Here is a 25,233-nt window from a genome sequence, read left to right as displayed (position 1 = left end):
GGTGGAACGGGGTTACAGGAAGGTCTGCTGAAAGGTCTCGCTCGGATGGATGCAGATGATCTCCAGCCGGTCAGTGCCGATATTTTCGAAGCGATGGGGGATATTGGCAGGCCCAACGACGATGTCTCCCGACGAGCCGCGCGCCCGCTGATCGCCGATTGTGAACTCGGCCTCGCCTTTGCGCACCACCCAGGTTTCGGCATAGGGGTGAACATGCAGATCAGGGCCGCGACCCGGATCGGCATTGACGAGAAAGATGGATACGGCGCTTCCGTATTCGCATCCTTCATAACGCACCGTCCGGCTCTGGCCGGGGTTCGGTTCCTGATGACGGCGGATGGAAAACATCTGGTCTCCTCCCTGAGACAAAACTATCTTCTCGAGAAGATATATGTGCGATTTATCTTCCTGTCAAGATATCTATCTTCTCGCAAAGATATATTCACGGAGCAGGCAAAGCTGTATATGGTTTTCGAAGTGCTGATGGGGTGATGAGATGAAGCAGGCGATGCCGGACACGACGACGGATCGGGCGATGGAAGCTGACGGGGAAGATCATGTCGACCGTCTCCGTGGCCAGTGGGCGCGGGAACTGCCTGATATCGATACGGAACCGATGGCTGTCTTCGGGCGCGCCAAACGGCTCAGCAACCTTCTGGCGCCATCAATCGAAGAGACATTTGCCGTCTTCGGTCTCGACCGCGGCGAGTTCGATGTCATCGCGACATTGCGCCGGTCCGGACCACCCTACCAGCTGACGCCGACGGAAATGTATACGACGCTGATGCTCTCCTCAGGCGGCCTGACGCACCGGCTTGATCGATTGGAAAAGGCCGGCCTCATCGAGCGCAGAAAATCGAAGCTCGATGGGCGCAGCGTCGTTGTGTGCCTCATGCCGGCGGGCATCGAGCTGGCGGAAAAGGCGTTTCGCCAGGACATGGCGAGCGAGCAGACTTTCCTGCAGGGGCTCACTCCGGACGAGCGCGATAACCTCGCGGCGCTGCTGAAAAAGCTGGTGCTGGATATCGAGGCCCGTCTTTAGCTTCTGGCGCAGTTCTTTCATTCGAGCGATCTGCAAATCAGAGGCTGTTTGCCAGCACCTACGGTTCGCGCCGCCATTGGCCGCAGCATGCCCTAGAAGCATCTCTCTCAAGCGATCACTGTGTTTTCCAGGTCTCGAGCAGCATCCGCACAAATTTTTCGGCGGCTGGGGAAAGAGCGCTGCTTCGCCTTTGCACGATGCCTATCGTACGGGAGACGACCGGGTTGACGATTGGCCGGGTGATGAGGAATGGGTGCTCGTCCTGCGGCGTTGCCAGCCGCGGCAGGACGGAAATGCCAAGTCCGGCTTCGACGAGACCGAGCGACGTGTTGAGATGCGTCACCTCATAAAACCAATTCAATTTTAGATTGTGCCGCGCAAGCGCGCTGTCGAGAAGCGTCCTGTTGCCGCTCGAACGGTCCACGACGACCAGCGGATAGGCCTCCAGCTGGTCCCACTCGATCGTTTCGAAAGCTGCCAGAGGGTGGTCTTTCCTCATTGCCAGCACGAAGGGGTCATCGATGAGGGGCTCGAATGAAAGCTCGGGATCGGAATTGCCCATCAGGTTGATGCCGAATTCCACCTCGCCTCTGGCGACCGCCTGCAGACCCTCATTGGCTGTCAAATCCCTGATCCGCAGCCTTATATGGGGATATTGCTGGCTGAAGGTCTTGATGACGGTGGGAAGAAAGTAAAAGGCGGCGGTGGGAACGCAGGCCATGGTGATAAGCCCGCGCCGTTGCGCGCCGTCCTTCATGGCAAAAAGCGATCCGTCAAATTCCTCGAGCATACGCCGAACGAGCGGCATGACTTCCTGCCCCATGGCGGTGGGTGCGACGTGGCGCGTCGTTCTTTCAAGAAGTGGCGCGCCAATCGCCTGCTCCAGTTTCTGGATACGACGGGTGAGCGCCGGTTGCGAGATATGCAACGCCTCGGCGGCCCTGTGGAAACTGGCCAGTTCAACCACCGCTTGAAACGCCCGCAAATCCAGAATTTCACAATTGATGCTCATACCGCAATAAAACTCCAAAACATTGCATTTAACAGATTAGACTCTTTTGCTCATATTGCAACAACACGGCGCATTGATCCGCCAAATGCAATATTGAGGCAACCCATGAACGATCTGCTGAAGATACCCTGTGTGCTGATGCGCGGTGGAACGTCGCGTGGACCGTTCTTTCTCGCATCCGATCTTCCCCGTGATCGGGCAGACCGGGACGCGGCCCTTCTTTCCATCATGGGGTCTGGCCATCCATTGCAGATCGACGGCATTGGCGGGGGCAATCCGGTCACGTCCAAAGTTGCGATTATCGGCCCTTCCACGGTCAAGGGCGCCGACATCGACTATCTGTTCGCACAGGTTCGCACCGACAGGCAGTATGTCGACTATTCGCCAAACTGCGGAAATATGCTGGCCGCCGTCGGGCCCTTTGCCATCGAAGCAGGGCTTGTCGAAGCGCAGGGCAAGGATACTCTTGTGCGAATCCATAACGTGAATACCGGCAAGCTGATCGAGGCGAAGGTTCCGACACGCGGCCGCGAGGTTATTTATCTCGGCGACGCCTCGATCGACGGTGTTCCGGGTCTGGCGGCGCCCATCGCATTGACATTCATGGATGCGGCGGGTGCGAAAACCGGCAAGCTGCTGCCCACCGGAAAGCCGGTCGATCTGATCAATGGCGTCAATGTGACGGCCATAGACTGCGCCATTCCGATGATTCTCATCCGCGCCGCCGATCTCGGCGTGACGGGATACGAGGATCCGCAAACCCTGAGCGCTCACAAGGATCTCATCGCACGGATGACCCGCATCCGCATCGAGGCCGGAAAGTTGATGGGAATGGGTGATGTGAAAGACATGGTCATTCCGAAACCGGTGCTCATTGCACCGGCCCGCAGAGGCGGCACTCTCTCTGTACGGTATTTCATGCCCAACGAGTGTCATCCTGCACTGGCGACGACCGGTGCCGTTGGCATCGCAACCGCGGCTGTCACCAAAGGCTCCATCGCTTATGATGCGGCCGGAGGCCTTTCGGTGCCGACCCAGATCCGCATCGAACATCCCGCAGGCTGCCTCGACGTGCAGCTGGAGATGCGAAACGGCGCAATAACGGCCGGACTCGTAAGAACGGCGCGCAGGCTTTTCGAAGGCTTCGCCTTCGCCAAACCAACCGCTGCGATTGAAGACGCAGCCTAGACGCGGCCATAGTGGCGCAAAATATAGTCAAACCGGGAGGAGACCCTTATGCGTAAATATCTGCTTGCAACCGCGGCGCTCTGTGCGCTGGCGGCATCTGCCAATGCCGAATCCGTCAGGATGAGCGTTGGCTCGTACAACCTCAACAACCTGCCTTTCCCCGTGGCGGCGAGCCTTGGCTTCTACAAGGAGGAGGGCCTTGATGTAACGACCGAGAACTTTGCCCAGGGCGGATCGAAGGTTCTGCAGGCGCTTGTTGCCGGTTCCACGGACGTTGCCGTGGGCTTCTACGATCATACGATCCAGATGCAGTCGCAGAACAAGCACGTGGTCGGCTTCGTGCAGCTTGCCCGCAACTCGGGCCTGGTTCTCGCCGGCAAGAACGACACGGATTTCGACCCGGCCAAGCCCGAGACGATCAAGGGCAAGAAGGTCGGCATCACGTCGCCTGGCTCCTCTTCGGACTTCTTCATTCGCTATTACATGAAGCAGCATAATCTCAGCGACAACGACATTTCCATCATCGGCGTCGGTTCGGGCGCTGCGGCCGTTGCAGCCCTGCAGCAGGGCAAGATCGATCTGCTCGTCAATTACGATCCTGCCGCAACCATCGTCGTGGAGCGCGGGCTGGGCAAGATCCTCATCGATGCCCGTAGCGATCAGGGCGCAAGGGATGTCTATGGCGGCATTTATCCCACATCGGTCCTTTACGCCACGCAGGACTATATCAATGCCAATCCGGAAGTGATCCAGAAGGTCACCAATGCGACGGTTCGGGCGCTGCACTGGATGAAGCAGCATTCTGCGGAGGAAATCGTCGCAAAGCTTCCCGATGATTTCGTGTCCGGCGACAAGCAGACCTACATCAAGGCTGTTGAAGCGGCCAAGGCGATCTTCTCCGAAGACGGCAAGTTTGAGCCTGCCGATCTCGAAACGCCGCTGGCCGTTCTGAAAAGCTTCAATGACGCGGTCGCCAAGGCGACGATCGATCTCAACACCACCTACACCAACAAGTTCGTCGAGGCTGCGGCCTCGAAGGCCGCAAACTGAGAGGCCGCCATGTCTTCGCCAGCCAGAAAGCTAGAACCCGTGACGGAACTCGAACCCAAACCGATGGTGGCAATCGACGACGTGACCATGGCGTTCGGTTCGTTCGTTGCCGTGCAAAACGTAAATCTCAAGGTCGGCGATGGCGAGTTTCTCTCCATCGTTGGGCCGACGGGATGCGGAAAGTCCACCATTCTCAACGCCATCGCGGGCCTGTTGAAGCCAGCGCAGGGCAGGGTTTCCATCGACGGTTCGCTCGTCAAGGGCGTACAGAACAACATCGGATATCTGTTCCAGCAGGACGCGCTTCTTCCGTGGAAGACAGCGTTTCAGAATGTCGAGCTTGGTTTGATGTTCCGGGGCGTTCCCGAAAATGAGCGGCGCGCCAAGGTTCAGGCCTGGCTTGAAAAAGTTGGCCTGAAGGGCTTCGGAGATCGCTTTCCGCACCAGCTCTCCGGCGGACAGCGCAAACGCGTGCAGATGGCGCAGGCGCTCATCGCCGAGCCGAAGGTCATCCTGATGGACGAGCCCTTCTCGGCGTTGGATATCCACACCCGCCATCTCATGCAGAACGAGTTGCTGCGCCTGTGGCAGGAGGACCGCCGTGCGGTGGTCATGATCACCCATGATCTGGAAGAGGCGATTGCGCTCGGAGACCGGGTTGTCGTTCTCGCCGCAGGCCCGAAGAGCCGCGTCATCGAGAGCTTCCCTGTCGATCTCGAGCGGCCCCGCAACGTCGCGGAAATCAAACTCGATCCAAAATTCATGACGCTCTATCGCGATATATGGGCGTCCCTGCGTGGCGAAGTGGAGAAAAGCTATGCAAGCCGTTAATGTTCGTATCATCCAGATCGCTCTTCTGGTCGTGCTTTTGGGCGGGTGGCAGCTCGGTGTGACCTCGGGCGCCATCGACCGCTTCTTCTTTCCCGCACCCTATGACATCGTTAAACAGGTGATTGACTGGGTTGCCGATGCTGGTTTTTACAAGCATGTCGGCATCACGCTGAGCGAAACGGTGCTGGGCTATCTCATCGGCACAGGTCTCGGCGTCGGCGCCGGCGTCTGGCTGGGCCTCAGCCCCTTCGTCGCCCGGGTGCTCGATCCGTTCATCAAGGCCGTGAACGCCATTCCGCGTGTCGTTCTGGCCCCGATCTTCGTGCTCTGGCTCGGTCTTGGCCTGTGGTCGAAGGTTGCGCTTGCGGTTACGCTCGTCTTCTTTGTCACCTTCTTCAATGCCATGCAGGGCGTGCGCGAAGTGAACCCGGTCGTGCTTTCCAATACCCGCATTCTGGGCGCCAAGCGTTCGGATTTGCTGCGTCACGTCTATTTCCCGGCGGCGGCGAGCTGGATTCTGTCGTCGCTGCGCACGTCCGTCGGATTTGCAGTGGTCGGCGCAATCATCGGCGAATATCTGGGAGCTTCCGCCGGCCTCGGTTATCTGATCGCCCGCTCGGAAGGCAACTTCGACGCGGTCGGCGTCTTCGCAGGCATCATCATCTTGGCGGTCTTCGTTCTTGTTATTGACCTCATTCTGGATTTTGCGGAGAAGAGGTTGATTACCTGGCGACCCAATGCAGGCGAGGAGCGTCCCGCGTAAGCGGACTGCAACAAGATTATTTCCGTTGGGGCGGTCCGTGATCGCCCCTTTTTAAATGGCTGAGCCTTGCAAGCGAAATGGGGACGTCCAAATCCTTCATTCGTTGGACAAATTGCACATGCTGGACATCTACTACGCTGATTTCGACACCACCGTCATACCCTCGGATCCGGGCTGCCTGGAACTCGCCGGCTCCATCGATCTTGATGCGCACCGTTTACTTGCGGCCCTGTTCGACAAGGCCCGGCAGGCCGGCGCCGATCTCAGATATTTCGACGATACGCTGCTTGAACCGGAGCAGGTCGCGATATTACTGAACATTCTCATGACAAACGAACATGTTCTTGAAGGTAACGAACACGCGCTGGCCGCGTTCAATTCGATGCGTGATCTCCTGGAACGGGCTACGAAACGAGGCGTGGGGCTCGTGGCTTTTGCTGATTGAGTGCCGGGTCGGTGTTGTGTTCCTGGCGGTGAGATTTGTAAAAGTGCCGGGAAAAGTCTCCTCACATATCTCGACACGGGGGGTTCTTTGGTGCTCCAAGGAAGGACGTATCCGCTGAGGAGCCATTCATGAAAACAGTCACAAGTTCGTCTCCCCTGCCACTGGATGGTCCGCAATGGGCGAGATTCCGTCAGCAGGATGAATTGCGAAAGGCGATGCTTGAACGGCGTTTCGACGAGGTCGAGCGTATACTCGCGGCGCTTGAGGCGGCATGGTGGCAGTCCGACGATCTGGCGGACGATCACTATATCCATCTTTCGACCGACACGGGCCTGTTCGACAGCGCCAGCGTCGACGCGGCCCTCAGACTGGAACTGCTCGATGCCTGGAGGCAGGCATACCCGGCTTCATATCATGCAAGGCAGGTCGCGGGTCACTATTACTTCCGCCGGGCCTGCGACATCCGAACGGCGACCTGGGCATCGGATGTTGGGGAAGACCAGTGGGCCGCCGCCCACATGGCCTGCATAATTGCGGCAGAGCATTTGCTGAAGGCGATGGCCCTTTCCGCGCGGCCTGCTCTTGCCGCGGAAACCATGATGGAGATGAGCCAGTATCTCGGGCAGCCGGATTTCGTCGATGCGCTGTTTCTGGGTACGCCCGCTGAAAAGACGGTAGCGCGAGATGAGTTGGAACCGGAGCTTTACGAAGCCGCATGCGCCCGGCTTGCCAGACACGGATTGAAGCCGCCCGGCGTCATAACGGCGACGCTTCCTGCCTCGCTACCGCCCCTGCAGCAGGGGGACGCCGAAAATCCCGGCTATTACTGGTTGCGCTACTGCCTTTCGCTTCGGCCCCGTTGGCCGGAAATCCTGGTTTCTTACGCGCAATATTTGAGCCCGCGATGGGGTGGCGATGATGGCGAGGTCGAAAAATTCGCCAAAGGCCCCTTATGTTCCGCGCTGAGCGAACAGGAGCGCAATTCCGTGCGCTGGCCGGGGGTGCAGGATGCATTGACCATCCCCGATTATCCCGAACCCGGCGATACCCGCGAAATTGCCGCCCGGGAGAGGATTTTCAAGAATTGGCTGGCGCGGGATCTCACAGATCGCCTGCGTTTCGTTTCCCTCGGAAAATACGCCAATTTCACCCATTATTCTCTCCAGGACGAAAACCTGGCGCACCAGCGCCATGTCGAATCCATCCGTTACTGCAAGGCGCCTGGAACCTATCCGGCCATTGACGGCCCGTTCCGGGACTTCACCAATCTGATGTTGATCCAGCATTTCGAGGATCACGACGGCGCCTATGCAAACGTGCTGCAAACGGCCGTCCGTCGTTTCGACGAGCCGACCATGCTGACCATGGCGGCATTCGCCTGGCAGTTCGGCATGTGGGGAATAGAGACGAACCCGGCCATCGCCACGCAGCTGGTCGACCGGGTCGCGCAGCTCGAACCGCTCTACGAGCCCGATGAGTTCACGCCGATGCATGCTTGCCGGATGATCTGGGATGGAGGCTTCCAGCAGGAGTCGGCCTGGTTGACCCGCGCATTCGCTGAACGGCGCGTCTATTCGGCCGCGGCAAGCATGTATGACATAGCAACGGGATTCCGGCCCGATACAGACCCGCAACTGCTCAACGGCGACGAAGCGGGGCGCTGGCTTCAGCAGGCAGTCGAGGAAGGTGAACCGGTCGCGCTTTATAACTATGCCTGGCGGCTGGAAAATGTCGACAATCTCGATCTGTCGCTCCGGGAAAATTTCGAACGGGTTCAGGAATATTACCGTGGCGCGATGGAAGGCGGCGTGGATATGTCCCTCATTCGACTGGCGAGCGTTGATCGCCGGCACGGCACTGCGGAGGAAAAACAGCAGGCCGTCGCCAATATGAAATCCCTCATCGACTATCATGACGACCACATTGCCGGAGAGGCCTATGGCCAGGTCGTTCTCGCCTATAAATACGGCGATGGCGTTCCCAAAAGCGAGTTTATCGCCATGCAATGGTTCGACCGTTACAAGGAACTCTTCCCCGATCATTCGTCACTGGAGTGGATGGAAACGCAAGTTTATGGATCGAGCGGATTGCAGATGGCCGGGCGGGCGTTGAAGGCCTTCTTCCTCGGCAAGAAACTTTCAAGCGACCATCTTCCACCGAAATAAGCGTCGGCATGGCGAGCCCCCTCCAGTCACCGCGCGAAGGCAGATGGCGAGCCCTGGCCTGGCTCGCTTTTGGCGACATGTTCTTGTTGGTAAGCGGCCTTACGCTGATCCTGTCGCCTCTTTTGCTTGTGTTGCTGGTGCCTTCGCGGCTTCTGCTGGTGCTTCTTGCCTTGCCGGCGCTGTCATGGGTCTTTTACGGGCTGTTGGTCCTGCGAGCCTATGCGGCAGTGCCGCCCCCACCGGTTTCGGATGGAATATTGCTGGAGGCCGACAGGGTTCCCGCCCTTGCCGAAGAGCTTGAACGGTTGCGCCTCGCCTGCGATGCGCCAGCCTTCACGGCCGTCTATATCAATGCCGAGCTTAACGCGTCCATCTATCAGACGGGCTCCCGTGGCGGCCAGCCGAGGCATGTTCTGGTGCTCGGCCTGCCGCTTCTCGCCCTGTTGACGGGACGGCAGGCCGCGGCCGTCATCGCGCATGAATACGCCCATATTTCCCGGTTGCACGGTCATTTCGCGCGCTGGGCCTATGTGGCTCGCCAACGCTGGGCGGCGCTCGGTAAACTGCATGAGCGCAATCACCGGCTGGTCACCGCGCCGCTCAGATTGTTTCTTGCCTGGTATGTACCGCGCATGATGCGCGAGACGCTGGAGTTTTCCCGTCGCTGCGAGGCGGTTGCCGATGCGCGGGCGATCACGGTCTGCGGCGCCGACATCGCATTTGAGACGGAAATCGCTCTCACATTGCGGCAAAGAGCCCTGTCCAGCCAATTCTGGCCGGATATGTTTGTTGGGGCAGACAAGGATGACATCGCCGAGGCGCGACCCTTTGCCCTGATGTTGGCGGAGCCGGAGAACAGCCGCCCGCGAGATGGCGCGCAGGCGGCCGTCTGGCTGCATGAAGACCTCTGCCAGAAACCGGATAGTCATAGCACCCATCCCGTTTTGTCGGAGCGCATTGCCGCGACGGGGTTTGATCCGGCAGGCCCGCTTCCCGATCATCTGCCCTGGCGTCTCGAAGAGATCTCCGCCGCCGCCGAATGGCTGGGGAAAGAAGCCCCCGGCATCGCGGCACGGCTTGATGCAGACTGGCGCGACAATGCCGCACGAGGCTGGCAGGACGCAAAAGACTGGCATATCCGTCAGCGCAGCGACTTCTCAAGGCTCCTGCAGCGTCGCGAACAACAGATGTTCGACGAGCAGGACTGGCTGCAACTGGCGCTGCTTTCAGAGAAATTCGATCCGTCAGGCATGCTGCGCGCCGAGGCGATCGCGGAAGGATTGCGGTATTCACCTGAAGAGGCGACGCTTCTACAGCTACGGGCAGAGGATATGGAGAAAGCCGGAGACATACACGGGGCGATGTCCTTGTGGCACCGTATCGGACGGAATCCCTCTTTCTCCAGGTATCGGCTCCATCGCCACCTCTGCGAACTCTGCCTGCGAGTGGGAGACAGGCCGGCGGCGGAGCAGCATCGGCAGATCGCCGACCGTCTGTGGACGAGCGAAGATGCCGTCCGATCCGCCGCCAACCATACCGGTCTCCATCCTCACGGGTTGGAAGCATCCGAACTCGCCTTGCTGCAAGGCACGCTTCATCCGCTGTTTCAGCATGCACACGCCATCTGGCTCTGCCGCGACACGCCGCCCGGTGCGCCGGACCCGACACGCTGGTTCCTTTATGTGCAGGCCTATGACGGCTGGTTCATGCGCCTCATCGGCAAATTGACCGGCGACGAGGACAGGAACGCTTCCGCCTGCAAGCGGCTGTTTGAGCGTTTGCAGGCGCGGCTGCATCTTCATCTGCAGCTTCGTTTTATCGGGCCGAACGATACAGTCCCGGCCCATTGCAGGCATGATAGCCTGATTGCCCGAGTGGGCACGGCCGTTGTCGCGTAGGTTACAGGCTTGCATAACGGCGCCGGCTGCTGCCAGGCTTAAAAACGATGCTCGAACCGGTCTGCGGCGTGGCGAATTGTCAGCACTTGCCTATCCCGGGTAACACTTCATTTAGTGATTTTGTGAAATCTAAAATACGCAGGTTCCAAGGTTTCATCGGCGGAGCCGGTAGAACAAGCGGACCCATGACGACCCGCCCGGCGGCGGTTCGAAAAAAGGCATCCGCTTGTCGCCCTATGAGGAGGGGCAACAGCTACCCGCGATGTTTCATTATATATTCCCCGGCCTCCTGAGAGGGCGGCTGGAGGAGTGCTTGCCTTGAGGCCATTCATGTCTTTCCTGAACAATACCAAGATAAAAACGAAGGTCGTTTTTGTCATCTCGTTGATGAGCCTGATGTCGCTTTCCGGAATAAGCTACGTCAGCCTGCAATATAAAGGCACCGACAGCGTCTATAGCGATTTCATCGGCCATGAGGCCCTTGCTGCGGTTCTGAACGCCAGAACCAGCGGAAACCTCAACGCACTCGGCATGCAGATGCTTCGCGCCAGCCTTAACGATCCGGCCAGCGCTGATTTCGAAGCTGCCGTCAAAACCTTCAGAGCCGACCGTAAGCAGCTCGAGGAACGCCAGAACAAGATCATGGAGCTGGTGCCGGCGCGCACGGATGCCGCCCGCGATATCCTCAAGGGTGTTGTCGAAGTCGAGGAGATCGGCAATCAGGTCATCGCCCTCATGCAGGCAGGGCAACGCGCTGAAGCGCAACAGATGGCGCTCAACGTGCTTCGGAAAATTGCCGAAGTCTCGCCAAAGATCAGCGCCGGCAATGAGCAGCTCATCCAGGTGATGAATGAGGGGAGAGAACGCCTTACAGCCAGCACCAATACGACGATCTGGACGGGCCTGATTACGCTCGCGCTCGTTTCGCTGGCCGTGATCGCACTTGGCCTGCTCATTTCCTCCCGGGGCATCACCACCCCGATTGCGCGGCTTCGCGCGCGCATGGAGTCGCTCGCGGCCGGTGATACGGCAAGCGAAATTTCCGGGATGGATCGCAGGGATGAAGTCGGCCAGATGGCTGCTGCGGTTCAGGCGTTTCGCGAAAGCGCAATCGAACGCCTCCGGCTTGAGAATGAAACGGAGGCCAACCGGTCGACTTCCGAAAAGGACCGGATCGAGCGCGAGAAACAGAAGGCCAGGGAAGCTGCCGACGTGCAGTTTGCCGTCGACAATCTTGCCACGGCCCTTTCGAAGATCGCCCAGGGCGACGTTACTTACCGGATCGTTCAGCCGTTCGTTTCCGGTCTTGACGGTATCCGCGGCGATTTCAACCGGGCTGCGGAACAGTTGCAGTCGACCTTGAGCCAGGTGGCGCAGAACGCGCGCGGCATCGACGCTGGCGCCAACGAGATAAGGTCTGCGGCGGACGATCTGGCGAGACGCACGGAGCAGCAGGCTGCCGCGGTTGAAGAGACTGCGGCTGCGCTGGAAGAGATCACCACGACGGTGAAGGACGCCACGAAGCGGGCGCAGGAAGCGGGTCACCTCGTCGGCCGTGCTAAAGTCGGCGCTGAAAAATCCGGAGAGGTGGTGCAGCAGGCCGTCGCGGCAATGGAGCAGATCGCGACGTCCGCCAATGAGATTTCCAACATCATCGGCGTGATCGACGAGATCGCGTTCCAGACCAACCTTCTGGCGCTGAATGCGGGCGTGGAAGCTGCCCGTGCGGGTGAGGCGGGCAAGGGCTTTGCCGTCGTTGCGCAGGAGGTTCGCGAACTGGCGCAACGCTCCGCTGGTGCGGCCAAGGAGATCAAGAACCTGATCACGACATCCAACGGTCAGGTTCAGCAGGGCGTGCAGCTGGTTGGTGAAACCGGCAAGGCGCTGGAACTGATCGTGACGGAGGTGCAGGAAATCAACCGGCACGTTGCGGCCATCGCGGAATCGGCACAGGAGCAATCCTCCGGTCTTCAGCAGATCAATACGGCCGTGAACCAGATGGATCAGGACACCCAGAAGAACGCTGCCATGGTGGAGGAAAGCACCGCCGCCAGCCACGGGCTTGCACGCGAGGCGTCTTCGCTCAACGGGCTGATTGCGCAGTTCAAACTGTCCGAAGGCGGTTATGGCGAGGCCTCCGCGCCCGTACGCACGGCATCGATTGTCGACAGGCCCGCAGCGTCTCCCGCGCGTGCGCTTGGCGGCAGGATAAGGGCGGCGTTTTCAGGCAATGCCGCGTTGAATACCGCCCCCGACAACTGGGAGGAGTTTTGATCCTTGCCCTGCCTTTACGTCGCCTTCAATTGAGGCGCTGAGAGCATCGCTCTAAATATTGACACCGGGGATCGGAGATCCCCGGTGTCCTGCTTTTGGGCGATATCCGCCCGTTGAGGGCATGAGCGGCTTTCCGCTTCGGCGCTTGCAGCGACCGCCTTGCCCCGTGCGAAACAGTCGACGCTTCGGCCCAAATACGCGAAAGCATTTCTCAAAATATACGGCTTTTGGAATGAGCGTCTTTGATAGCCTATTAAAAACATAGAAAATACACACAAAAGAAGGGCGAACGGATATGAAGATCCTCGGCATTTCCGGTAGTGTGAAGCGGCCATCCCGCACGGCGCATGTCGTTGAACGAATTGTTGCGGCGATCGGGCGGACGGCGAAGGTTGAAACCGACCTCATCGATCTTGCCGATGCCGCGCCGGTTCTATTTCGGGCATTGCGCGCAGATGAGCTCGACCAGGCCGGGCGTGCGATTGTCGATGCCGTCGAGGCTGCCGATGTGCTCGTCGTCGGTTCGCCGGTCTATCGCGCCTCCTATACGGGCGCGCTCAAACATTTATTCGATCTCGTCGATTTCCGTGCCCTGCAGGGTCGACGCGTGATCCTTGCCGCGACCGGCGGCTCGCCGTTGCATGGCCTGATGCTGGAACACCAGTTCCGTCCGCTGTTCGGCTTCTTCGGCGCTGTCACCGTGCCGACCACGGTTTATGCCGTCGAGGCGGATTTTACCGGATACACGCTTTCAAACCCGGCCGTCGAAGCGCGCATTGAGCGCGCCGTCGCCGATCTGTTCGAGCTTTTACCCGCCAAAGCGCTTGGCGGCGGCGATCACCATCCGACCCTTTCCGTCGTTTCACGCGAAGCGGCTGCCAACTGAGATTGCAAGAGAGGAATTTATCATGACCGCACGCACAGCCGAGCCCGTTAAATTCGCCTATTGGGTGCCGAATGTTTCCGGTGGCCTCGTCATCTCGAATATCGAGCAACGCACCAGCTGGACCATCGACTATAACCGCAAGCTCGCGCAGATCGCGGAAGCGAGCGGTTTTGACTATGCGCTGAGCCAGATTCGCTTCACGGCTGGTTACGGCGCCGAGTTCCAGCATGAATCCGTGTCTTTCAGCCATTCCCTGCTGGAGTCGACAAAGACGCTGAAGGTCATCGCCGCCATTCTGCCGGGGCCGTGGAACCCGGCGCTCGCTGCAAAACAGATCGCCACGATTAACCACCTCACCAATGGTCGCGTTGCGGTCAACATTGTCAGCGGCTGGTTTCGCGGCGAGTTCCATGCCATTGGCGAACCGTGGCTCGACCACGACGAGCGCTATCGCCGCTCGGAGGAGTTCATCCGGGCACTGCGCGGCATCTGGACGGAAGACAGCTTCACCTTCCGCGGCGATTTCTATCGCTTCAACAATTATTCCCTGAAGCCGAAGCCGATCGATCCGCAGCCTGAAATCTTTCAGGGCGGTTCTTCGCGCGCAGCCCGCGATATGGCGGCCCGCGTTTCCGACTGGTATTTCACCAACGGTAACACCGCGGAAGAGATCGCAAGGCAGGTCGATGACATCCGTGCCAAGGCGGCTGACAACAATCATTCGGTCAAGGTCGGCGTAAATGCTTTCGCCATCGTGCGTGAGACGGAGGAAGAGGCAAAGGCCGTGCTTGCCGAAATCATCGAGAAGGCCAATCCGGAAGCGGTCAACGCTTTTGGCCATGAGGTGAAGAATGCCGGTAAGGCCTCCCCGGAAGGAGAGGGCAACTGGGCGAAATCCAGCTTCGAGGATCTCGTTCAGTACAATGACGGTTTCCGCTCAAACCTCATCGGCACCCCCCAACAGGTGGCGGAACGCATCGTGCGCCTGAAGCGCGCCGGCGCCGATCTCATCCTGCTCGGTTTCCTGCATTTCCAGGAGGAGGTCGAGTATTTCGGCAAGCACGTCATTCCGCTGGTGCGCGCACTTGAAGAGGCCGAAGAAAGCGCGGCGATTGCAGCCGAATAACGCAGGCAGAAAAGGTGGAGCGGCGGCCTTTGCCGCTGATCCGCCGAAAGCGCCGCAGCCGAACCGGACTGGACGCATGCGTTCGAACCTGCGCGGTCTGACACGCATCGCTGTCAATTTTTCATCCCGGCTGCTAAAATTGGACGTTATTCGGGGCGTGCCGCCGAGATCGCGTGAGTTGAAATGTCAGTGAGCCGGAAGAATGCCATTGTCGCCATCATAGGCGGTGGATTTAGCGGGGCAGCGATTGCCCTTCATCTCCATCGAGCCGCTGGGGCGTTCGAAAATGTGCGGATCGTCGTGTTCGAGCCGAGAGCGGTGTTGGGTGCGGGGCTTGCCTATTCCACGCCGGAGCCGGCCAACCGGATCAACGTACCGGCCGGGCGCATGACGCTTTATCCTGATGATCCGGATAATTTCCTCCATTATCTCGACAGGTCGAACGCGCTTGCGGGCGATGCAGCAGCGGTTTTGCCTGATGGGCAGGCCTATCCGCAACGCAGGGTCTTCGGCGCCTATGTCGCGGCCGAAATCGCGCCTTTGCTGGATGCTGGCATCGTTGAGCACAGGCGCAGCACGGTGGAACATGTGGCCCGCCATGCGGATGGCTGGGAGTTGCAAACCGCAGACGGCGATAGCCACTTCGCGGACATCGTGGTGGTTGCGACAAGCCATCCGCCGCCGGCGCTTCCGCAGGTGTTGAAACCGCTTGCCGGTCATCCGAAACTGGTGGCGGACTTGAATGCGGACGCCGCGCTGGAAAATATCGCCGCGGGTGACCGCATTCTGATCGTCGGTAATGGCTTGACCGCGGCTGATGCCTTTGCCGCGCTCCACCGGCGCGGCCATCATGCGCGGGTCGTTTCGCTGTCGCGCCGCGGCTTGCGGTCGCGTGGCCATCCGGCCTTGCCGCAGGAACCCTACGGCGATTTTGTCGATCCGCCGTCCAAAAGCGCGTCGGAACTATTGCGGCGGATTCGAGAGGCTGTGCGAGTGTCGCAAGCGGGCGGTGCGAGCTGGCATGGCGTTCTGGACGCCGTTCGCCTGCAGGGACGCGACATATGGCGGAACCTTCCGCTGATCGAAAAGCGAAGGGTGGTGCGGTGGCTGCGGCCTTTCTGGGACGCGCACCGGTTCAGGATCGCGCCGCAGGTGGAGAGACTTCTGGATGAGGCCATAATTTCGGGCCGGTTACAGATCGTCGCTGGGTCGCTTGTGTCCGCGCAGGCTGATGAAGACGGTTCGCTGCGTGTCGATCTGCGGTTTCGCGGCAAAAGGGACATCGCGCGGCTCGACGTCGATGCTATCGTCGTGACGACCGGTCCCGCCCATGGTGGAATTCTGAAATCGCAGGCTTTTCTTTCCGGTCTGGAGCAGGCGGGTCTTCTGACCTTTTGCCCGACGGGGCTGGGCATCCACTGCGACGAGCGATCCCGCGCCATCGACAGCCGCGGCCAGGCCATTGAAACGCTGCTGATCGGGGGTCCGCTGGCGCGTGGAACCTTCGGTGAGCTGATGGGCCTGCCCCAGGTTACCGAGCACGCGATCTTCGTTGCCGGAGAAATCGCACGGAGCCTTGCGCCAGCGACGAGCAGTCCGGCCCCGGTTTGAACGCACACTGGCGCGGCGTTGATGAGCCGGCGAAATAGCGGCTGCCATCAGGCGACGGCAGCTATCCCGGCCCGGTTATTTCCCTCTATTCGCAGGCTAAAGTCAGACGTCCAGATAAGACAAAATGGTTGCAGCGACGTCAGACGCCTCCTGCGTTTCACTCGAAGCCTCCACTGAGGTGCTGGTCGCGCTGTCCTGGGTCGAAGTCGTCTCATCTGTGGTTGAGATCAGGGAGGCGATATCCTGCACAGAGCTGTTGGTGGTCTTGGCGCTGTTCAAGGCCGTAACCTGTGCCGATGTCATGGCGGCGACCTGGCCTGGCGTGAAGGCTGCCGCCTGGGATGCCGTCAGGGCAGCGAGCGTACCGGTGCCCAATCCCGAGATCGCGCTCGAACTCAGGCTGATGATCTGCTCGGTGGAAAATGCCGTCAGGTCGTCGCCGCCAAGCGCGGCTGCCTGCAGCGCGTTGAGGACGCTGACCTGTGACAGTGACAGCGCTCCGATTTGCGCGGACCCCATTGCCGCGACCTGACCGTAGCTCAGCGAAGCCACCTGGCCTGTCGTCAAAGCAGCGATCTCCTGAGAAGACAGGGAGGCCACGACGGTGGCGGACAGTCCCTTTATCGCCGTCGAACTGATGGCGGCGAGTTCCCCGGTGGAGAATGTATCCAGATCATCCGCCGTCAACCCCGCAAGTCCGGCCGAACTCAATGCGGCGATCTGGCTGGTGGAGAGTGCTTCGATCTGGTCCTTGCCGAGGGCATCGATCTGATCGCTGGTCAATCCGGCGACGCCAGCCGTGCTCAGGGCCGCAACCTCGGCGGTGGAAAGAGCGGCGATAAAGTCCGTGGACAGTCCCTTTATCGCGCTTGAGCCGATCGCCGCGAGTTCCTCCGTCGAGAAGGTTTCCAGCATCTCCGCGGACAGGCCCTTGAGCGCATCCGAATTCAGCGATGCTATCTGCCGGGTGGATAATGTCTGGACCTGTTCAATGTTCAGCGCGCCGGTCTGTGCGCTGCCAAGGCCTGCAATCGCCTTGGCGTCCAGAGCCGCTATCTGGCTGACGGAAAGGGAGGCGATGTCGGCCGTATTCAGGGCCGCAACCTGTTTGGAGGTGAGGGCGCCGATCTGGGTATTGGTCAGCGCGCTTACCTGACCGGTGCCGAGAGCCGCGATCTGATCCGTGGTCAGGCCCGGTATTGCCGCCGCGCCGAGCGCGGCGATCTGAGCGGTCGTCAACGAAGCGATCGTCGCTGTCGACAGGCCCGCGACCGCATTCGAACTGATGGCAGCCAGCTCGGCGGCAGTGAATGTATCGAGATCGCCGGCGCTGAGGGCTGCGATCTGTTTCGAACTGAGAGTGCCGATCTGACTGCTGGTCAGGGCCTCGACCTGAAGGGTGTCGAGGGCCGTGATCTGATCGGTGGTCAGGCCCGCCGTACCCGCCGTGCTGAGGGCGGCTATCTGGGCTGCCGAGAGCGAGGCGATACTGGCGACGCTCAGAGCCGCAACCTGCTTGGAGGTGAGGGCGGCGATCTGGGCGCTGGTGAGGGCATCCACCTGACCGGTGCCGAGGGCCGCGATCTGGGCGGTGGTCAGGCCGGGTACTGCGGCCGTGCCGAGGGCGGCGATCTGCGCCGTCGTCAGCGAAGCGATTGCCGCTGTCGACAGGCCCGAGATCGCACTCGAGCTGATGACAGCCAGCTCGGCGGCGGTAAATGTATCAAGGCCACCGGCGCTGAGGGCCGCAATCTGTTTTGCGCTGAGGACGCCGATCTGAGCACTGGTGAGGGCCTCGACCTGAGCGGTGTTGAGAGCGGCGATCTGATCGGTGGTCAGGCCCGCTATGCCCGCCGTGCTGAGAGCGGCTATCTGGGTTGCCGAAAGCGAGGCGATGCTGGCCACGCTGAGGGCGGCAACCTGTCTGGAGGTGAGGGCGCCGACCTGGATACTGATCAGGGCGTCGACTTGATCGCTCGTCAGGACGGCGACCTGTCCGGTGTTCAACCCTCCAACGCCAGCCGCACTCAAGGCTGCGACCTGGGCCGTGGTCAGCGACGCTATGGTCTCCGTTGACAAGCCCGGGATGGCATTTGAACTGATCGCGGCAATGTCCTTGGTCGAGAACGTTGCCATGTCGTCCGTGCCCAAGACCGCAATCTGTTTCGAGCTGAGAGCACTGACCTGTGTATCGGTCAAAGCCTCGACCTGCGCGGTGTCAAGGGCCGCGATCTGGTCAGTGGTCAGGCCCGTTATGCCCGCCGTGCTGAAGGCGGCTATCTGGGCTGCTGAAAGCGAGGCGATGTCAGCCACGCTCAAGGCCGCAACCTGTTTGGAGGTGAGTGCCGCGATTTGGGTACTGGTCAGGGCGTCCACCTGATCGCCAGTAAGCGCTGCGACCTGTCCGGTGCTCAGCCCGCCAATGCCAGCCGTACTCAGCGCTGCGATCTGCGCTGTCGTCAGCGACGCTATGGTTTGGGTGGACAAGCCCGGGATGGCATTCGAACTGAGGGCCGCAATGTCCTTGGTCGAGAACGTCGCCATATCCTCTGCGCTCAGGACCGCTACCTGCGTCGAGCTGAGCGCGCCGACCTGGGCGCTGGTCAAGGCCTCGACCTGAGCGGTGCTCAGGGCGGCGATCTGCGCGGTGTTCAATGCACCGATGCTTTGCACGTTCAGGGCGGCAATCTGGGCTGTCGTCAGGGAGGCGATGGTTTCTGCCGACAATCCGGCGATCGCACTGGAACTGATCGCGGCGATATCCTTGGTCGAGAATGTCGCAATGTTGTCCGCGCTCAAGGCGGCGATCTGTTTCGAGCTGAGAGCGCCGACCTGGGCGGTGGTCAAGGCTTCGACCTGGGCGATACTCAAGGCGGCGATCTGCGCGGTGCTCAACGCACCGATGCTTTGCACATTCAGGGCGGCAATCTGGGCTGTCGTCAGGGAAGCGAGGGTTTCGGCCGTCAGTCCTGCGATTGCGCTGGACGTGATCGCGGCGATGTCCTTGGTCGTGAATTTCGCCAGATCGTCCGTCCCCAGCTGCGAAATCTGTGTGGAGCCGAGATTGACGATCTGCGCGCTCGTCAAGGCTTCGGCCTGGCTGGTGGTGAGGGTCGCCAGCTGCTGCGCGCTTAGTCCCGTAATGCCCGCAGCGCTCAGGGAGGCGATCTGGGCCGTTGAAAGAGCGGCTATGTCGTCTGTGCCGAGGGTGGCAATTTGTGCCGCGCTCAATCGCGCCATCTGCTTGGTCGACAGCTTGGAAACCTGATCGGTGCTGAGGGCGGCGATCTGGCCGGTCGAAAGTCCCAGGATGCCGGATGTGCTCATTGCCGCAAGCTGGGCCACGGAAAGCGATGCTATATTGTCCGTGCTCAATGCTGCAATCTGTCCCGAGCCGAAAGCCGCGATCTGGGCCGTGGTCAGGGCCGCGAACTGATCGATGCTGAGGGCCGCAACCTGATCGCTCGTCAGGCCCTTGATGCCCGATGTGCTCAACATGGCCGTTTGGCTGGTGGACAGGGCGGCCACGTCGTTGCCCAGGGCGGCGACCTGAACCGAACTCAACGCCTTGATCTGCGCGGTGGATAGAAGGCTGACCTGATTGCCGCTCAGGGCTTCGATCTGATCGGAGGTGAGGCCGGCAATGGCGCTGGTGGTGAGGGCGCCGATCTGAGCCGTGGTGAAGGCCGCGATAACATCGGTGTTCAAGCCCGCCATGGCTTTATTCGTGATCGCTGCGATATCGGCGGTCGAAAATGTCGCCAGATCCTCGATGCCCAGGGCTGCAAGCTGCGCTGAACTCAGGGACTTCACCTGCGCCGGAGACAGCGCCTCGACCTGCTCGGTGCTTAGAACTTCGATCTGATCGGCCGTCAGGCCGGCAATGGCGCTGGTGGTCAGGGCGGCGATCTGGGCGGTGGACAGCGCCGCGATTGCGTCCGCGCTCAGGCCGGACATGGCTTTGCCGGTGATCGCCGCGATATCGGCGGTCGAGAACGTTGCTATGTCCTCGGCGCTCAGGGCCGCAAGCTGGATCGAGCTCAGCAACTTCACCTGTGCCGAGGACAGGGCCTCGACCTGCTGGGTGCTGAAGGCTTCGATCTGGTCGGCTATCAGGTTTGCGACCACGCCGGTGCTGAGGGCGGCAATCTGAGCGGTTGACAGGGCCTCGATCTGAGCCGCGCTCAAGGCCTGGAACTGCGCTACGCCGAGGGCATTCATCTGGGCCGTCGTCAATGCGGCGATCTGCTCCTTGGTAAGCGTGCTGATCGTCTCCGTGCCCAGACGGGGCATGGCTTTGCCGGTGATCTCCGCTATATCGGCGGTTGAGAATGTCGCGATGTCCTCCGCGCTTAAGGCCACGAATTGTGCCGCGCTCAGCGACCTCACCTGTTCCGGCGACAGGGCTTCGACCTGGCTGGTGCTCAGGGCGGCAATGTGCGTCGTTTTGAGTGCGGCAATCTGCGCCGTCGTCAATGCGGCGATCTGGGCGGTGCTCAGGGTTTCGATCTGGTCGATCGTCAGACCGGCAATCGTGCTTGCGCTGAGGGCGGCGATCCGATCCGGGCTAAACGCTGCGATTGCCTCGGTGCTGAGGCCCGGCATGGCCTTGACGGTAATCGCCGCGATGTCGGCGGTCGAGAATGTCGCTATATCGTCTGTGCCGAGAGCAGCGAGTTGCATCGAGCTCAGCACTTTGACCTGCGCCGGCGACAGGGCTTCGGCCTGTTCCGGGTTCAGGACCGCGATCTGGTCGGTCGTCAGGCTCGCAACGGCGCTCGTGTTCAGGGCCGCGATCTGATCCGGGGTCAGCCCTGCGATCACCTCTGTGCTCAAGCCCGGCATGGCTTTGCTCGTGATTGCGGCGATGTCGGCGGTTGAGAATGTCGCTATATCTTCCGCGCTCAGGGCGGCAATTTGCGTCGCATTGAGGGCGCGCACCTGAGATGAGGTCAAAGCCTCCGCCTGTTCCGTCGTCAGGGCATGGAGCTGGGTGGTGGTGAGCGCAGAAATCTGGCTCGAATTCAGGCTTTTGATGGCGTACTGATCGAGAATGTTGAGCTGATCCAGTGTCAGGCCAACGATGGCGCCCTGCGAAATGGCGCTCAACTGTTGTGAGTTGAGGACTTTGACATCCTCCACATCCAGTGCCGCGATCTGGGCCGACGAGAGCGCTTTGATCTGCGTTGTGGAAAGCGACGCCACGTCGTCGGTTGTCCAGGCTGCGACCGCCTCTGTCGAAAGATATCTGATCTGATTGACGTTCAGGGAAGAAATGATCGACGTCATGTCTGAAAAATCCTAAAGTCCAGGCCCAACAGGTGGATTTTCTGCTAAAGCCCCGGAAAGGGCGTCGGTTACGCAGGTCCACCATTTTTCAGATGTTGAGTACGCAATCGGGCTTGCCTGAACCTGAAGTTGCTACGCTTCGGCCGCCGGAGCGTTAATTGCCTGCATTTATGGAAGAGAACGGATAGGCCCGTCTCAGACGGGTGAATGCAGAAATGCCGGCATGCGAGCGCCCTCCGCTCGCCGGGCGAGATAGAGGCGGGCGGTGTCGAGCGCCTCGCGAATGGTCGCATCCATGTCGAGATAACGATAGGTCCCGAGCCGCCCGACAAAAGTTACCGACGCTTCCCGTTCGGCGCGCGCCACATATTCGGCGAGCTGTTCTTTGTCCTCGACCAGCCGGATGGGATAATAGGGAATGTCCTGCGGGCCGCATTCATGGGAGAACTCCCTGTAGCAGACGGAGCCGGCATGGTCTTCCCACGGAGAAAAGTGCTTGTGTTCGGTGATGCGGGTAAAGGGCACCGAAGCGTCGCCATAATTCATCACCGCGCAACCCTGATAGTCGCCGTCATAGGTGAAGCGTTCGAAGTCGAGTGTCCGATACGCCAGACGGCCGAATTCGAAGTCGAAATAGCCGTCGAGCGGACCGGAATAGAAGACGTGTGCAGAGGCCGGCGCTTCGGCGCGCTGGAAATGTGTGCCAAGTTTGACGCTGATGTTCGGATGATCGAGGATGCGTTCGATCATGTCCGTATAACCGGTTTCCGGCATGCCCTGATATTTGTGGAAGAAGTAATTGTCGTCATAGTTGAAGCGCACGGGCAGGCGTTTCAGGATGGAGGCTGGCAGTTCCGTCGGCGAGCAGCCCCATTGTTTCTCGGTGTATCCCTTGAAGAAGGCCTCATAGAGATCGCGGCCGACGAAGCGCAGCGCCTGCTCCTCGAAAGTCTGTGGATCGGTAATCGACTTGTCGGCCTTTTCCTCGATGAAGGCTCTGGCTTCATCGGGCCGGAAATTCTTGCCGAAGAACTGGTTGATCGTGTGCAGATTGACCGGCAGCGAATAGACGCGCTCGCCGCTCGTCGTTTTGACCCGGTTCTTGTAAGGCATGAAGGTCTGAAAGCCGTTCACATAGTCCCAGACTTCCTTGTCGTCGGTGTGGAAAATATGCGGACCGTAAACATGCACCATAACGCCGGTCTCACCGTCGCGTTCGGTGTGGCAATTGCCGGCAATGTGGTCGCGGGCATCGACGATATCGACCCTGTGGCCTGCCAGCGCCAGCTCCCGGCCGATGACCGCGCCGGAAAGCCCGGCGCCCACAATCACAATTCTTTCGTCCGCGAACATTGGTAATCAGTCCCGTTCATATATCGCCCGGCGGGCGGTCGAGATTTGCATCGAAGAGGTGCCGCGCATCGCATCGCCCCGGCCGGTCGAGACTATCCCGTGCTCAGTTATCCGGTTTCCGCCAGAGGCGATTGTCATAGGGAATTGGCGAATAGTCGTGCCATTGAGAGAGCTTCTTGAGATAGCGATTGCGATAGCTCTGCTCGTCTTCGAACTCTATGTTCTCGAACACGGCTTCCGCGCCCAGCTCATAATAAAGATCGAGATTGCTGAGATCGGGCACCGGCGTCTCGCCCCGTTCGCATTCGCCCTGCATTTGCCAGAACAGCTCTTCGAGACGTCGCGCCAGAGCGGGAATATCCCGCAATACGCTGGTGTCGCGCTGCCGGGCGATCGATTCTCTGACCTCCAGAAGCTTCTTCCGGTCGCGTTCGAAGCCGATGGCGCGGGCGACATAGTCTTCCGGCGAAGAGCAAATCATTTCCGGAACACCCGCTGCGGTGACGATGCTGCCGCAGAAGCGTGCCGCAAATGTCTTGCCGGACATGGTGAGGACGGGCAGGCCGGATGTTATGGCATCCGCGGCCGTGGAGTGAGCGCCATAGGGGAACGTGTCCAGAAACAGATCGGCAACGCCGATACGGGCGATGTGTTGCGGGTTCGGAACCTTCGGCGCAAAGACGAGCCGGTCAGGTGAGACACCGCTTTTTTCTGCGATGGCCTGCAGGTGCTGATTGACGTCCTCATCGCCCGCCAGCAGCCACAACAGGCTGCCCGGCGTCTGCGACAGGATCGTCATCCATCGCGCAAAGCAGCTTTCGGTAATCTTCTGCATGCCGTTGAAGCTGGCATAGACGAACGCATCTTCCGGCAATCCGACCTCGGCCCGGCTTGGCCGGGCGGCGATGGGCCGCTTGCGGTCGAGCGGCTGGTCGCAGGCGATGCGCAGGACCTTTTCGGAGTAATAGATGTCGTTCTCCGGCGGGATCATGTAACCGTCCGAAATCAGGTACTGATGGAACGGGCTTCCCATCGATCCGGGATAACCGCAGAAACTGACGATGACCGGCGCGGGGCGATAGGCGAAAATCTTCGTGCGCGCGTCCTTGGTGTAGCCGTTCACGTCGATCAGTATATCGATTTCGTCGGAGATGATCTGCGATGCCGCTGCGGCATCGTCCAGGCCGTGGATATCCCGCCAGCAATGGACTGCTGCCTTGATCCGCTCCTGCGTGCTGTCCGTGTTGCGGACGTTACCGCAATAATAGGCGAAGACCTCAAGGCTGTCCTTGTCATGCAACTCCAGAACCTCGCAAAGGGCGAAGCCCACGGCGTGATCGCGAAGATCCGACGAGAGGTAACCGACGCGCAGCCGCTCACCGGTTCCGGACTTCAGCTTCGGCGACCTGCGCGGAAAACGGCTGAGGTCCGGCCGCGTGCCGACCACCGTTTTGCTGTAGCGATATGCCTTGGCCAGCTGGAACATCGGATCGTCAACATAGCAGCTCAGCGTCAGCGAGGACATCGCATCGAGCATCTTGCGCGCAGGGACGTGGTTTGAAGGAGCAAGCACAGGCCACTTGCACTGGCGCTGCCGCAACGACACCCAGTGCTGGCCTGCCTCCGGCAATTCCGGCCGCAGCTCGAATGCCTGCAGCAGAGCGGTTTCAGCGTCCTCGAGCTTTCCGGCGCCTTCGAGAACCCGGCCGATGTTCTGCAGGGCCATGTGCCGATGCCCGATCGCTTCTGCGTCGAGGTGCTTCGTCGTTTCGGCAAAATGCGACCACTGTTCCACGGCCTGACCGATCAACCCGCTATCTTCGAGGACCCGACCGAGATTGATGTAACCGGGAGCGAATTGCGGATTGGCCTTCAAACAGGCGCGGAACGCCTGCACGGCGCCCGCGCGGTCGCCAAGCTGGCTGAGCGCAACGGCATAGTTGAAATAGGCGAGATGGATGACGGGATTGTTGTCGTTGAACGCAACCCAGGTCTTGTAGAGTTCCGCAGCCGCGGCTCGCTGGCCGGCAGCACTGAGCGCCTCGGTTACGCTCAGCAGATCCATGAGACTCATCCGCTGGTTCCGCGCAAGATCAAGGGCGCTGGGAGCGGCGGCGTCGTTTGAAGGTGAGACGGGATTGGCGGTCATGATATCCTGCGGCAAGCGACAAAGGGTCGAAGATAAGAACAGCCTGTTGATGGGCCGTCCTTAGCTATCGCAGGTAACTTGCCTGTGGCTGGATGTGTTTGAAGCGGGGTTGCTTGCCCAGATCAGCCGGTGGCGTGGTCGAGGGAAGTTT

17 protein-coding genes are annotated in these 25,233 nt (G+C 60.2%); 12 read left to right on the top strand and 5 right to left on the bottom strand.

The features are described from left to right. Nucleotides 1-12: 12 nt before the first annotated feature. Entirely contained in the window at nucleotides 13-348 is a 336-nt protein-coding gene (locus L901_RS09955) for a cupin domain-containing protein (protein ID WP_003523945.1), read from the bottom strand. Nucleotides 349-496: 148 nt separating this feature from the next. On the opposite strand from L901_RS09955, the gene L901_RS09950 reads away from it, so the two are divergent. After that, complete coding sequence (locus tag L901_RS09950; protein ID WP_059756099.1) at nucleotides 497-1,042, top strand: MarR family winged helix-turn-helix transcriptional regulator; 546 nt, start codon at nucleotides 497-499, stop codon at nucleotides 1,040-1,042. Nucleotides 1,043-1,157: 115 nt separating this feature from the next. On the opposite strand, the gene L901_RS09945 is transcribed toward L901_RS09950, so the two are convergent. Next, nucleotides 1,158-2,054: a LysR family transcriptional regulator gene (locus L901_RS09945; protein ID WP_059756096.1), complete on the bottom strand. Its 897-nt coding sequence runs from the start codon at nucleotides 2,052-2,054 to the stop codon at nucleotides 1,158-1,160. Between the two features lie 105 nt (nucleotides 2,055-2,159). On the opposite strand from L901_RS09945, the gene L901_RS09940 reads away from it, so the two are divergent. The 11 genes from L901_RS09940 (at nucleotide 2,160) to L901_RS09890 (ending at nucleotide 16,291) form a co-directional block, all read left to right on the top strand. After that, nucleotides 2,160-3,242, top strand: coding sequence for a 4-oxalomesaconate tautomerase (locus L901_RS09940; RefSeq protein WP_059756093.1), 1,083 nt, complete (start codon nucleotides 2,160-2,162; stop codon nucleotides 3,240-3,242). Between the two features lie 48 nt (nucleotides 3,243-3,290). Next, nucleotides 3,291-4,292: an ABC transporter substrate-binding protein gene (locus L901_RS09935; protein ID WP_003523942.1), complete on the top strand. Its 1,002-nt coding sequence runs from the start codon at nucleotides 3,291-3,293 to the stop codon at nucleotides 4,290-4,292. Between the two features lie 9 nt (nucleotides 4,293-4,301). Beyond that, on the top strand, nucleotides 4,302-5,123 hold the full coding sequence (locus L901_RS09930) for an ABC transporter ATP-binding protein (protein ID WP_082710572.1): 822 nt from the start codon (nucleotides 4,302-4,304) through the stop codon (nucleotides 5,121-5,123). Beyond that, complete coding sequence (locus L901_RS09925) at nucleotides 5,110-5,886, top strand: ABC transporter permease (RefSeq protein ID WP_003523941.1); 777 nt, start codon at nucleotides 5,110-5,112, stop codon at nucleotides 5,884-5,886. Before L901_RS09930 ends, L901_RS09925 begins: the two co-directional genes overlap by 14 nt. Before the next feature lie 118 nt (nucleotides 5,887-6,004). Then, nucleotides 6,005-6,331 (top strand): hypothetical protein, encoded by a 327-nt coding sequence (locus tag L901_RS09920; protein ID WP_059756090.1) that lies wholly within the window; start codon nucleotides 6,005-6,007, stop codon nucleotides 6,329-6,331. Between the two features lie 128 nt (nucleotides 6,332-6,459). Beyond that, nucleotides 6,460-8,496 (top strand): DUF4034 domain-containing protein, encoded by a 2,037-nt coding sequence (locus L901_RS09915; protein ID WP_059756087.1) that lies wholly within the window; start codon nucleotides 6,460-6,462, stop codon nucleotides 8,494-8,496. A gap of 8 nt (nucleotides 8,497-8,504) precedes the next feature. After that, nucleotides 8,505-10,394 carry a M48 family metallopeptidase gene (locus tag L901_RS09910; RefSeq protein ID WP_059756085.1) on the top strand — a complete coding sequence of 630 codons (1,890 nt, stop codon included), beginning with the start codon at nucleotides 8,505-8,507 and terminating at the stop codon, nucleotides 10,392-10,394. Between the two features lie 330 nt (nucleotides 10,395-10,724). After that, the gene (locus L901_RS09905; protein WP_059756082.1) at nucleotides 10,725-12,668 is read left to right on the top strand and encodes a methyl-accepting chemotaxis protein; all 1,944 of its coding nucleotides are present in this window, start codon (nucleotides 10,725-10,727) and stop codon (nucleotides 12,666-12,668) included. Nucleotides 12,669-12,963: 295 nt separating this feature from the next. Then, nucleotides 12,964-13,554 (top strand): FMN reductase, encoded by a 591-nt coding sequence (gene msuE, locus L901_RS09900; RefSeq protein ID WP_020811337.1) that lies wholly within the window; start codon nucleotides 12,964-12,966, stop codon nucleotides 13,552-13,554. A 22-nt stretch (nucleotides 13,555-13,576) separates the two neighbouring features. Continuing rightward, the gene (sfnG, locus tag L901_RS09895; protein ID WP_059756079.1) at nucleotides 13,577-14,680 is read left to right on the top strand and encodes a dimethylsulfone monooxygenase SfnG; all 1,104 of its coding nucleotides are present in this window, start codon (nucleotides 13,577-13,579) and stop codon (nucleotides 14,678-14,680) included. 183 nt (nucleotides 14,681-14,863) lie between these two features. Continuing rightward, the gene (locus L901_RS09890) at nucleotides 14,864-16,291 is read left to right on the top strand and encodes an FAD/NAD(P)-binding protein (RefSeq protein ID WP_059756076.1); all 1,428 of its coding nucleotides are present in this window, start codon (nucleotides 14,864-14,866) and stop codon (nucleotides 16,289-16,291) included. A 102-nt stretch (nucleotides 16,292-16,393) separates the two neighbouring features. On the opposite strand, the gene L901_RS09885 is transcribed toward L901_RS09890, so the two are convergent. The 3 genes from L901_RS09885 to L901_RS09875 form a co-directional block, all read right to left on the bottom strand. Beyond that, nucleotides 16,394-21,580 carry an S-layer family protein gene (locus L901_RS09885; RefSeq protein ID WP_059756073.1) on the bottom strand — a complete coding sequence of 1,729 codons (5,187 nt, stop codon included), beginning with the start codon at nucleotides 21,578-21,580 and terminating at the stop codon, nucleotides 16,394-16,396. A gap of 195 nt (nucleotides 21,581-21,775) precedes the next feature. Then, a complete protein-coding gene (gene glf, locus L901_RS09880) occupies nucleotides 21,776-22,933 on the bottom strand; it encodes a UDP-galactopyranose mutase (RefSeq protein ID WP_059756071.1) in 1,158 nt (385 codons plus the stop codon). 103 nt (nucleotides 22,934-23,036) lie between these two features. Then, nucleotides 23,037-24,998: a tetratricopeptide repeat protein gene (locus L901_RS09875; RefSeq protein ID WP_059756190.1), complete on the bottom strand. Its 1,962-nt coding sequence runs from the start codon at nucleotides 24,996-24,998 to the stop codon at nucleotides 23,037-23,039. Nucleotides 24,999-25,233 lie beyond the last annotated feature (235 nt).

The organism is Agrobacterium sp. D14, assembly GCF_001526505.1.
In the GTDB taxonomy this organism is placed as follows: domain Bacteria; phylum Pseudomonadota; class Alphaproteobacteria; order Rhizobiales; family Rhizobiaceae; genus Agrobacterium; species Agrobacterium leguminum.
Note: the sequence above shows the minus strand (reverse complement) of the source record. Positions and strands in the feature narration are given on the sequence as shown.